General features: G+C 74.3%; 11 protein-coding genes. All 11 read left to right on the top strand.

Going from position 1 to position 11298, the window contains the following annotated elements:
- Positions 1–370 precede the first annotated feature (370 nt).
- The 11 genes from OHA86_RS02810 to OHA86_RS02760 all read left to right on the top strand — a co-directional run bounded on the left by OHA86_RS02810 (position 371) and on the right by OHA86_RS02760 (position 11298).
- On the top strand, positions 371–1783 hold the full coding sequence (locus OHA86_RS02810; protein ID WP_329172158.1) for a class I adenylate-forming enzyme family protein: 1413 nt from the start codon (positions 371–373) through the stop codon (positions 1781–1783).
- Positions 1773–2042, top strand: a complete 270-nt coding sequence (locus OHA86_RS02805) for an acyl carrier protein (protein WP_329172156.1) — start codon at positions 1773–1775, stop codon at positions 2040–2042. The genes OHA86_RS02810 and OHA86_RS02805 overlap by 11 nt, the downstream gene beginning before the upstream one ends.
- Complete coding sequence (locus tag OHA86_RS02800; RefSeq protein ID WP_329172153.1) at positions 2039–2392, top strand: acyl carrier protein; 354 nt, start codon at positions 2039–2041, stop codon at positions 2390–2392. The genes OHA86_RS02805 and OHA86_RS02800 overlap by 4 nt, the downstream gene beginning before the upstream one ends.
- A gap of 25 nt (positions 2393–2417) precedes the next feature.
- On the top strand, positions 2418–3566 hold the full coding sequence (locus tag OHA86_RS02795; protein ID WP_329172152.1) for a beta-ketoacyl synthase N-terminal-like domain-containing protein: 1149 nt from the start codon (positions 2418–2420) through the stop codon (positions 3564–3566).
- Positions 3563–4168: a hypothetical protein gene (locus OHA86_RS02790; RefSeq protein ID WP_329172151.1), complete on the top strand. Its 606-nt coding sequence runs from the start codon at positions 3563–3565 to the stop codon at positions 4166–4168. The genes OHA86_RS02795 and OHA86_RS02790 overlap by 4 nt, the downstream gene beginning before the upstream one ends.
- Complete coding sequence (locus OHA86_RS02785; protein WP_329172150.1) at positions 4165–5451, top strand: beta-ketoacyl-[acyl-carrier-protein] synthase family protein; 1287 nt, start codon at positions 4165–4167, stop codon at positions 5449–5451. The genes OHA86_RS02790 and OHA86_RS02785 overlap by 4 nt, the downstream gene beginning before the upstream one ends.
- 30 nt (positions 5452–5481) lie before the next feature.
- Positions 5482–6570 carry a 4-hydroxyphenylpyruvate dioxygenase gene (hppD, locus tag OHA86_RS02780; protein ID WP_329172148.1) on the top strand — a complete coding sequence of 363 codons (1089 nt, stop codon included), beginning with the start codon at positions 5482–5484 and terminating at the stop codon, positions 6568–6570.
- Positions 6570–7517: a phytanoyl-CoA dioxygenase family protein gene (locus tag OHA86_RS02775; RefSeq protein ID WP_329172146.1), complete on the top strand. Its 948-nt coding sequence runs from the start codon at positions 6570–6572 to the stop codon at positions 7515–7517. Before hppD ends, OHA86_RS02775 begins: the two co-directional genes overlap by 1 nt.
- The gene (locus OHA86_RS02770) at positions 7510–8487 is read left to right on the top strand and encodes a thiamine pyrophosphate-dependent dehydrogenase E1 component subunit alpha (protein ID WP_329172144.1); all 978 of its coding nucleotides are present in this window, start codon (positions 7510–7512) and stop codon (positions 8485–8487) included. Before OHA86_RS02775 ends, OHA86_RS02770 begins: the two co-directional genes overlap by 8 nt.
- The gene (locus tag OHA86_RS02765) at positions 8487–9458 is read left to right on the top strand and encodes an alpha-ketoacid dehydrogenase subunit beta (protein ID WP_329172142.1); all 972 of its coding nucleotides are present in this window, start codon (positions 8487–8489) and stop codon (positions 9456–9458) included. The genes OHA86_RS02770 and OHA86_RS02765 overlap by 1 nt, the downstream gene beginning before the upstream one ends.
- Before the next feature lie 214 nt (positions 9459–9672).
- Positions 9673–11298, top strand: a complete 1626-nt coding sequence (locus OHA86_RS02760) for a class I adenylate-forming enzyme family protein (RefSeq protein ID WP_329172140.1) — start codon at positions 9673–9675, stop codon at positions 11296–11298.

The raw sequence follows: 11298 nt of genomic DNA, 5'->3' as shown, positions 1-11298 counted from the left end.
AAGGGAAGCACCTGGCCGTGAGGGGCGGTCAGGGGATAACCCGCAGGTGAAGCGGTCGTGCTGTGCTGGCAACTCCCTGCCGGATCACGGCAGTTGGCTAATTGGCGCCATGCTAGCGGTGGGTGTTGCCCTCGTCAATACGAGAGAATTTGGGTCCCGTGTGACTGAATGATACTTGCGGGAGCCATGGGAAAATGCGCCGAAACGAACCCGGGTCTTGACAGTGGAACAATTCAGAGTCGAAAGTTCGGCGTGGGAATTCAGTCGGCTTTTTTGACCAAGATCGGGAAAGAGGTTCGGTTTCTTCATGAAGGCTGCCTCGACAACTCCGCAGAAGGGACCGGCGCCATCGCCGCCCGACCCTTCATGGGTGGATGAGGTCCTCCTGCGGGGCGCCGGCGCCGATATCTGCCTGACCTTCGACGCCCCGGTCAGCAGGGACGGGCTGCGCCGGCAGGTCGCGGAGCGGCAGGCCGCGCTCGCCGCGGCCGGGCTGCGCCGCGGCGGATCGGCCGCGCTGTGCCTGGCCCCCTCGCTCGCCCTGGTCGCCAACCTGCTGGCGGGCTGGCGCATCGGAGCGCAGGTCGCGTTACTCGACCACCGGCTCACCGCGTTCGAGACCGAACAGGCACTGGGCCGGCTGGAGACCCAGGTGGTCGTGTCGGCCGAGCCCGTCGGCAGCGGCCCGGCACGCGGGTTCTACGAGCAGAAGGACGTGGCGCGCGGCCGTCCCGGCGGCAGACCCGCCCGTACCCCGCACGCGCTGATACAGCTCAGCTCCGGCTCGACCGGCCCTTCGAAGATCATCGGGCGTACGGCCGCCGGCCTGATCGCCGAGATCGACCGCTACGCGCGGATCGACGGGGTGCCCGGGGCCGGCGAGCGCATCGTCTCGATGGCGTCCATGGTCCACGTCCTGGGGCTCGTCGGCGGCCTGCTGCACAGCCTGCACGCCGGTGTGCTGCTGGCCTTCCCGCGGCGGACGACCGGCGAGGGCATCCTGTCCACGGTGGCCGCGGGACCCGAGCCGACCACCCTGCTCGGCGTGCCGTTCCACCTCGAACTGCTCAGCTGGGTCGCGCAGCCGCCCCCGCTGCCCCAGCTCATCGGCATGACCACGGGCGGCGAACTGGTCAGGCCGCAGGTCCACGACGCCTTCACCGACCGCTACGGCATCCGGCTGGGCAGCATGTACGGGATGACCGAGGTCGGTGTCATCGCCACCGACCTGTTCGGCGAGAACCGCCCGGCACTGGCGCCTGCGCCCGGCATGACCGTCAGGGAATCCGGCGGCGAACTGCTGCTGGCCGCCGAGCAGTCGCCCTACGTCGGCCTCGACGACCCGTCACGCTGGTCCGGCGGCTGGCTGCACACCAGGGACGGCGGCACCGTCGACCCCGACACCGGCCTGGTCCGCGTGCTGGGCCGGCTCGACTCGCAGGTGTCGGTCGGCGGCCTCAAGGTCGACCTCACCGAGGTCGAGCACACCCTCGCCGCCCTGCCGGAGGTGGCCGCCGCGGTCGTCGTCTTCGGCACGTCGATCGAGGCGTACGCGGTACTGCGCGAATCCGGCACCGCCGCCCAGGTCGAGGCAGGGCTGGCGGAGCGGCTGGCGGCCTACAAACGCCCCCGCCTGCTGCACGTCGTCGACCGGCTGCCGCGTACCGCCACCGGAAAACTCGTGCGCGACCCGGCCGTCCTGCGGGACGCCGGCCGGGCCGCGCACCGACCGTCCGCTCAGGAACAGGCCGACAGGAAAGAGAACACTCCCGATGTCCACTGAGGAGATCCGAGCCTTCGTGCTCGCGTCGCTGACCGAGATGAACTACAGCGTCATCGGCGTCGACGACGACACCCCGCTCGGCCCGGCCGGCGTCGACCTGGAGTCGCTCGCGCTGGCCGAACTGGGAATCCGGGTCGAGGAGCGCTTCGGCGTCCTGTTCGAGGAGGACGAGGCCGAACTGCTGGGGACCATGACGGTCGGCGAGTTCGGTGCGGCGCTGGCCGCCCGTATCGAGTCCGCGCCCGCCGCGGGCCAGTGAGCGGGCCGGCCGTACCCGGGCGGGCCGAGATCGTGGCGATACTCGCCGCCTTCGGCGACCGCCCGCCGGACCAGGTGCCCGAGGGCATCGACTCGATGGAACTGGCCTGGCTCGTCCACCAGATCGAGCAGCGCTACGGCGGCACGGTGGACGACGACGCCCTGGTCCGGATGAGCACCGTGTCCGGCGTCCTCCAGGTGCTCGGCGAACTCCGCGATGAGCCCGGCGGCGATGAGCACGGCGCCGATGAGCACGGCGCCGACGGGCACAGCGAGACCGGCCGGGACGAGCCCGGCCATGACGGGGCCGGCGCCCCGGGGCCGGGCCGCGAGCGGCACGACCATGCCTGACCGATCACGGAAGGAGGCGACCGAGATGGCGTCAGCGGCCCGTCGCGGCCCCGGCTCCGTCGTCGTGACCGGGGCCGCCGTGCTCAGCGCCTTCGGCGAGGGCGTCGGCCCGCTGCTGGCCGCCACGCTCGACGGCACACCGGCGTTCGCACCGGTACGCCGCTTCGGCGTCGCCGGCCGCAGGGCCGCTCATGCCGCCGCCCACCCCGGGGCGCCGGTGCTCGCCGAGGAGCTGACGCGGATGGTCGGACAGGCCTGCGACCAGGCCGGCCTGTCCGCCGCGCAGCGCGCCGACTGCCCGCTCCACCTGGCGGTGCACGGCGACCCGGACCTGCCGCGGGTACCGGAGGAGGACCGGCCGGCCCACGGCTCTGACGCCTTCGCCGACACCGTCGCGCGGCGCAGCGGGCTGTCCGGCGCGTCGCGGGCGTACACCTCGGCCTGCGTGGCGTCGAGCACCGCGGTCGCCGACGCCGCCGCGCTGATCGCCAGGGGACGGGCCGACCGGATCGTGGTGGCGGCCGGGTATCTGGTCGACGCCGACCAGTTCGCCGTCTTCGACGCCGGCCGCGCGCTCGCCCGCGACGGGCGGGTACGCCCGTTCAGCGCCGGGCGCAGCGGGCTGCTGCTGGGCGACGCGGTGGTCGCCGTCGTGGTCGAGTCCGCCGCCTCGGCCGCGCGGCGGCGGGCCCGGCCGCTGGCCAGGCTGGCCGGCTGGGGCCGGGCGGGCGACGCCCACCACGTCTGCCGGCCGCGGCCCGACGGCGCCGGGCTGGCCCGCGCGATCACCGACGCGCTGCACCGCGCGCGGCTGCGGCCCGAAGAGATCGGCTACGTCAACGCGCACGGCTCCGGCTCGCCGGCCGGCGACACCGCCGAATCCGCCGCGCTGCACAGGGCGTTCGGCGACTCGGCCCGTACCGTGCCGGTGAGTTCCACCAAGGCCGTGCACGGCCAGGCGCTGGAGGCCGGCGCCCTGCTCGAACTGGTCGTCACCATGTCCGCGCTGAGCGCCGGGAAACTGCCGGTCAACGCGGGCTACCTCGGCCCCGACCCGAGCTGCCCGCTCGGCCTGATCCTCGACCGGCCCGCGGACGCCGGATCCGCGTACGGCCTCAGCCTCACCATGGCCTTCGGCGGGGCGAACACGGCGCTCCTGGTCGGTACGCCGTGACCCTTCTGACGCCGGCGGGACCCGGCCGCAGCGCCGCCGCATCCCTGGCCGGGCAGGCCGAGGCCGCGGGGCTCCGGGTGCTCGCCGCCGCGGCGTGGCCGGAGTCGGCGGCGGACCGCGTTCCCCCGCCGCTCGCCGGGTTCGTGGTGTCCTCCTTCAGCCCGCTCGCCGCCGAGACGGCCCGCCGCTGCCTCGCGCGCAGACCCGCTGCCGCCGCCGCGGTCACCGCGGTGATCGTGGTCAGCCCGCTGGGCGACCTCGCGGGCGCGGTGCACGTGGCCGGGGTCGTGGAGGGCGGCGGCCGGCCGGGACCGCTGCTGTTCTTCCAGGCCGTGCCCAACGCCGTGGCCGGCCATGTGGCCGCGCGATGGGAGCTGACCGGCCCGGTGGTGTGCGTCGGCGACACCGGTGCGGGACTCGACGTGGCGGCGCTGCTGCTGGAGGACGGGGACGCCGACGAGGCGCTGCTGGTCCGGGTCGACCAGGCCGCCACCGCCGCGGCGCGCGACCGCGCGGGCGCCGTCCTGCTGGGCGCCGGGCCGCAGGAGAGCGACGCGCGGCCCGGATCGGGACCACACGACAGCGAAGGAGCACAGCCGTGACAGGCCAGCGAACCGCGAGCGCGGGACGGGCGGACGTCGTCATCAGCGGAATGGGCATGGTGACCCCGGTGGGCACCAGCGCCGCGGAGGTCGTGGCGGCGATGTGCGAGGGCCGCTCCGGGCTGGTCCGCCCGCCGGCCGGCGGCCCGCTCGACGGCTGCGCTGAGGTGGCCGCCTTCGCGCCGCCGATCGACCCCGCCTCGGTGCTGGCCGGACCCGAGACCCGGGTGGTGGACCGCTACATCGTGATGGCGATGCAGGCCGCGGCCGACGCGCTGGCCGACGCCGGCATCGAGGTGGGCCGCGACGTCGACCCCTACCGGATCGGCGTCATCCTCTCCGGCACCGGCGGCCTGGCCACCCTGGAGGCCCAGGTCGTCACCAGGACGCAGCGCGGCCGGCTGGGCGTCAGCCCCTACCTGCTGCCGGGGATGCTGCCCAACATGGGCGCGTCCCGCGTCGCCATCCGGCACGGCATCCGCGGCTACAGCTCGGCGATCGCCACCGCGTGCGCGGCCGGGGCGCAGTCCGTCGGGGAGGGCCTGCGGCTGCTGCGCGCCGACGAGGTCGACGTGATGGTGTGCGGGTGCAGCGAGGCGCCGCTGTTCGCGACCCTGGCCGACACCTTCGGCAACGCCCGCGCGCTGGCCCGCGGCTGGGCCGCGGAACCGGCCGCCGCCAGCCGCCCGTTCGACCGCCGCCGCAACGGCCTGGTGCTGGGCGAGGGGGCCGGCGTCCTGGTCCTGGAGCGCACCGAGCACGCGGACGCGCGCGGCGCCGCCGGCTACGCCGCCGTCAGCGGCTGGGGCGCCACCAACGACGCCCACCACCCCACCACCCCGCACCCCGACGGCGAGGGCGCCGCCGCGTCCATGCGCCGCGCCCTGGCCGACGCGCGGATCGAGCCGGCGGACATCGGCTACATCAACGCGCACGGCACCAGCACCAAGATCGGCGACCGCGCGGAGGCCGTCGCGATCCGCCGGGTCTTCAGGGACGGCTGCCCGCCGGTCAGCGCCACCAAGGCGGTCACCGGCCACATGCTCGGCGCCTCGGGAGTGGTCGAGTCGGCGGTCTCCGTCCTGGCGCTGCGGCGCGGGCTGCTGCCGCCGACCCACAACCTGGACGACCCGGACCCCGCCTGCGACCTCGACCACATCCGCAAGGGCCCGCGTCCGGCCCCGGGGATCAGCCACGTGATGTCGAACTCGTTCGGGTTCGGCGGCCACAACGTCAGCCTCGTCTACGGCCGGCCGGGCACGCGGCTGTCCCGCACGGTCTGACAGCACCGAGTTATCGACGAAGGAGCGGCAATGGACTACCTCGGCATCGATCATGTCGAGTTCTACGTGGGCGACGCGAGCCAGGCGGCGTTCGTCCTGTGCTCCGCGTTCGGCTTCCGCCTCTGCGGGCAGGGCGGACCCGAGACGGGCATGGCCGGACAGCGCAGCCTGCTGCTGGCACAGGGCGACTGCCGGGTGCTGCTGACCTCGGGCCTGCTGCCCGACCACCCCGCCGTGCAGTACGTGTCACGGCACGGCGACGGGGTGGCCGTGATCGCCTTCCGCACGCAGGACACGCAGGCCGCCTGGACCGGCTCGGTGGCGGGCGGCGCGGCGGCGATCGAGGCACCGCGGACGTACTCCGGCGGCGGCGCGTCGGTCGTGACGGCCACCGTCTCCGGCTTCGGTGACGTGGTGCACCGGCTGGTCGAACGGCACGGCACCGAAGGGGAGTTCCTGCCCGGCGCCATCGAGATGCTGGACGACAGGCCGCCGGCCGAACCCGAGCTGCTGCGCACCATCGACCACGCCGCGGTCTGCCTGGAGCCCGGGACCCTGGAGGCGACCACGCGGTTCTACCACTCGGCGTTCGGCTTCGACCTGATCTTCGAGGAGTACATCGAGGTCGGCGGCCAGGGCATGTTCTCGCAGGTGGTGCAGAGCCCGGGCGGCGGCGCCACGCTCACGCTGATCCAGCCGGACCTGACCCACTCGCCCGGCCAGATCGACGACTTCCTCGCCTGGCACCGCGGCCCCGGCGTCCAGCACCTGGCGCTGAGCAGCCACGACATCGTGGCCGCCGTCGACACGCTCGGCGACCGGGGCGTCGGCTTCGCGCCCACCCCCGACAGCTACTACAGCTCGCTGGACGGGCGGCTGGGCGCCGTCGACCTGCCGGTGGACCGGCTGCGCCCGCGCGGCATCCTGGTCGACCGCGACCACTGGGGGCAGATGTACCAGATATTCGCCAAGTCCCTGCATGTGCGGCGGACCTTCTTCTGGGAGCTGATCGAGCGGCACGGCGCCCGAACCTTCGGCACCAGCAACATCCCCGCGCTGTACGAGGCCAAGGAACGCGAACTCGCAGCCGTGCGCCAGACCACGCAGGCGGGCCTGTGATGACCACCGCCCAGGACTCCGCCCAGGACCCGCTGTTCGCCCTCACCGACGCGGAGACCGCGCTGCTGCCGGACGACGACGACGTCGCCTTCTACGCCCGGCACGGCTGGTACCTGACCAAGAAGCTGCTGGCCGACGAGGAGGTGGACGAGCTGGTCGCCGCCAGCGAGCGCTACTACGCGGGGGAGCGCAGCCGTACGCTGCCGGTCCGCCCGCCGCGGCTGGCGGCCTGGCAGCCCTCCGACGGACCGGTCCAGCGCCACAACGACTACGTGCACGTCGAGAGCGACCCGCTCGCCCGCATCCTGCGCAAGCCGCTGATCGGCGCGGTGGCCGCCCGGCTGGCCGGAGCCGACGAGATCCGGGTCTTCCAGTCGACGCTGATCCTCAAACCGGCGGTCAGCGGCGAGCCCAGCAACATCGTGCCCTGGCACTTCGACAAGCACTACTGGTCCACGTCCACCTCGGAGCGGATGCTGACCGCGTTCATCCCCTTCCACCACTGCGACGAGGAGATGGGCACCCTCACCGTCGTCGACCGCAGCCACCTGTGGAAGGAGACCGGCCGCGAGGACTCGATGACCAAGCACTTCGCCGAGCGCGACAACAGCGACCTGGAGCGGGTCCTCGCCGAGAACGCCGCCTACAACGGGGCCGAGATCCGCAAGGTGCCGCTGGTCATCCCCAAGGGGCACATGAGCTTCCACCACTGCCTGACCTACCACGGCAGCGGCCCCAACCGCAGCGACCGGCCGCGCCGCGCGGTCTCCTTCCACCTCCAGGACGGCGGGAACGAATACCGCAGGTTCCCGCTCAGCGACGGCAGCGAGGCCGCGTACAACCACGACGTCCTGGTCCGGCGGCTGCCGGACGGGCGCCCCGACTACGCCGACCCCGCCTACTGCCCGGTGATCTGGCGCGCCGACCGGCCGGCCCGCCGTGGCTGAACCGGCCGCCGACCCGGTCGGCCTCTACCGGACCGTCAGCCTGATCCGGGGCTTCGAGCAGCGGGCGGTCGCCCTGGTGCGTACCGGTGTGATCCGCGGCGGCATCCACCCCTGCACAGGGCAGGAGGCGGTCGCCGCCGGGACCTGCGCGGCGCTGCGTCCCGACGACGTGATCACCAGCACCCACCGGGGGCACGGCCATGTGCTCGCCAAGGGCGCCGACCCGGCCCGGATGATGGCCGAGCTGGCGGGCCGCACCACCGGGCTCAACCGCGGGCGGGGCGGCTCGATGCACGCGGCCGACTTCGGCGTGGGAATCCTCGGGGCCGACGCGATCGTCGGCGCCGCCGTGCCGATCGCGACCGGCGCCGCCTGGGCCTTCCGGCGGGCCGGCTCCGACCGGGTCGCGGTCGCCTACTTCGGCGACGGCGCGGTCAGCCAGGGCGTGGTCCTGGAGACCTTCAACCTGGCCGCGCTGTGGCGGGTGCCGGTCGTCCTGGTGTGCGAGAACAACGGCTTCGCCACCTCGATGCGCCCCGCCGACACGATGGCCGGCTCGGTCGTCGGGCGGGCCGCGGCCTTCGGCATCCCGGCGTCCACCGTGGACGGGATGGACCCGCAGGCGGTCCTGGACGCGACAGCCGAGGCCGTCGCGCGGGCCAGGTCGGGCGGGGGGCCTTCCCTGCTGGAGTGCGCCACCTACCGCTTCGACGCCCACCACACCTGGGAGCACACCGCGCGCCCCCGCTACCGCACGGACGAGGAGGTCGCCGAGGGGAAGGCCCGCGACCCGCTGGAGATCCAGGGCGCCCGCATCCCCGCGGCCACCCGCGCCGCGATCGACGCGGAGACCGGGGCCCGGCTCGACGAGGCGGTACGGTTCGCGCTCGCGGGCCCGCACCCCGACCCGGCCACCGCCCTCGACCACCTCTACGCCACCGGGATGCGCGCCAGGGCGGGGGCGCTCTGATGCCGAACCTGTCCTACCTCAAGGCGCTGAACCGCGCGATCGGCGACGAGATGGAACGCGACGCGGCGGTCTGCGTGCTCGGCGAGGACGTCGGTGTGGCCGTCAGCTACGCCACCGCCGGCCTGCTGCGCCGGTTCGGCAGGGACCGGGTGCTGGACACGCCGATCTCCGAGCAGGCGTTCACCGGCTTCGCCACCGGCGCGGCGATGGCCGGGATGCGCCCGCTGGTGGAGTTCCAGATCCCGGCGCTGCTCTTCCTGGTCTTCGAGCAGATCGCCAACCAGGCGCACAAGTTCTCGCTCATGACCGGCGGCCAGACCCGGGTGCCGGTGACCTATCTGCTGCCCGGCTCCGGCTCGCGGGACAGCTGGGCGGGCCAGCACTCCGACCACCCGTACAGCCTGTTCGCGCACGTCGGTGTGAAGACCGTGGTGCCGGCGACCGCGACGGACGCCTACGGCCTGCTGGTGACGGCGATCCGGGACGACGACCCGGTCGTGGTCTTCGCGCCGTCCGGTGCGCTGGGCCTGCGCGAGGTGGTCGACTTCGCGGACCTCGCCCCGGTGCCGCTCGGGGTGGGCCGGGTCCACCGCGCGGGCGCCGACGTCACGGTGGTGGCGGTGGGGCATCTCGTGCACGACGCGCTGGCGGTCGCCGAGGACCTGGCCGGGTCGATCTCCGTCGAGGTCTTCGACCCGCGCTCGCTGTACCCCTTCGACTGGCAGGGGCTCGCCGCCTCGCTGGAGCGCACCGGACGGCTGGTCGTGGTGGACGACTCCAACCGGTCGTGCGGCATCGGCGCGGAGATCCTCGCCACGGCCGCCGAGGAGATGCGGCTGATCGCACCGCCCCGGCGGATCACCCGGCCGGACGGCGCCGTACTGCCCTTCGCCCGCGAGCTGGACCTCGCCTGCCAGCCCACCCGGGCCCAGTTGCGGGCGGCGGTCGAGAAGACGGTCGGCGCCGGATGACGGCCGGCCCGCGCCCTGCGGCCGTGCGGCCGGCCCCGGCCACGGCCGGGCGGCCGGTCCGCGCCGCGATCGTGCGGCCGGGTCCTGACGGCGCCACGCGACCGGTCCCCGCCGCGGTCCGGCGACCGGCCCGCACCCCCACCACTCAGCCGGCCCCGGCCACGGCCGCGCAGCCGGCCCGCACCAGGACCAGGCGAGACGAAGGAGAAACGCTGTGAACGGCACCAACATCCGCGCGCGGCTGGCCGCCGACCCGGAACTGGGCGCGGGCAACGTGCTGCCCAAGCTCTTCGAGCACGGGGCCGACCCCGAAGGCCCCGGCGCCACCTTCGACGTCCCCGTCGACGGGCACCCGGCGTGGCAGGAACTGACCCTCGGCCGGCTCCGCGAGCGCGTGGCCGCCAGGGCGGCCTGGTGGCACGCGCGGGGCATCGGCCCGCGCGACCCGGTCGCCGTCCACGTGTCGGCCTCGGCCGACTGCCTGCTGAACTTCCTGGCCCTGACCTGGCTGGGCGCGATCCCCGCGCTGGTCAACCCGCACATCCCCGGCGACATCGCCGCCGAGTACATCCGCCGGCTGCGCGGTGTCGGCCTGGTGACCGACCAGGAGCACCGCGAGCGGCTGGCCGGCCAGGACCTCGGCATCGCCGTCCACGCCGACGCGGCGGAGGCCGGCACCGGGGACCCGGCGCAGGCGCCCGCGGCGTACCGCCACCACCCCGACGACCCGATCGCCATCACCCACTCGTCGGGCACCACCCGGATGCCCGCGGCGGTGGTGCACTCCAACGGCAGCCTCTTCGCGGCCACCCGGCTCTTCCGGCTGTCGGCGCCGCGCGCCCGGGGCGCCGAGCGGATCCTCAGCGCGCTGCCCGCCGCGCACGCCGCCGGCATCTCCGCGCTGAACATGGCCCTGTGCTTCCGCAGCGACCTGCTGTTCCTGTCCACCCAGAACGACGGCGACGCGGTGGTGCGGGCCATCGAGCGCTGGAAGCCGACCGGGGTCTTCGGCTTCGCCGCGACCTGGACCCAGCTGGCCCGGCAGGACCTGAGCACCCGTGACCTGGACTCGGTGTCGCTGTGGTTCAACACCGGCGACTGCGCGCACGAACCGCACATCCGCCGCCTCGTCGCGGTCGGCTCGCGCGAGACCGCCACCCGCGAGGGCGTACGGCGTACGCCGGGCTCCCGCTTCGTCGACGGCCTCGGCTCGACCGAGATGGGCCACTCCGCCTTCCACATCACCCACAGCAAGGACACCGAGCGCTACGGGCGCTGCGTCGGTGTGCCGCACGGCTTCGCCGAGGTGGCGCTGCTGGACACCGCCACCGGGCGGGAGGTCCCGGTCGGCGAGGTCGGCCAGCTGGGGCTGAAGGCGCCGACCCTGGCCCCCGGTTACTGGAACGACTCGTCCGCGACCTACCGCAACCGGCTGGGCGGCTACTACCTCACCGGCGACCTGATGTACCGCGACGAGGAGGGCTACTACTTCCACGTCGACCGGGCGGTCGACGCCGTCGACCTCGGCGGCGAATGGCTCTACACGGCCATGACCGAGGAGCGCATCCTCGCCGGCTGCCCCGACGTGCACGACTGCACGGTGGTGTCGATGGAGGTCGGCGGCCGGGTGGTCACCGACGTCCTGCTCGCGCTGTACGCCACCGCGGACCCGGGCGCCGACCGTACGGCGGCGGTGCGCGCCGCGCTGACCGGCGCCGCCGCGGCCACGCTGCGCAGCGTCGTGGTCGTCTCCGAGGCCGACCTGATCGTCGGCCCGACCGGCAAGGTCCGCAAGTTCCTGATGCGCCAGCGGCACCGCGCCCAGACGGCGGCGGTCTGA

This window comes from Streptomyces sp. NBC_01477, from assembly GCF_036227245.1.
Taxonomy (GTDB): Bacteria; Actinomycetota; Actinomycetes; order Streptomycetales; family Streptomycetaceae; genus Actinacidiphila.
This window is presented reverse-complemented; position numbering and strand designations above follow the sequence as displayed.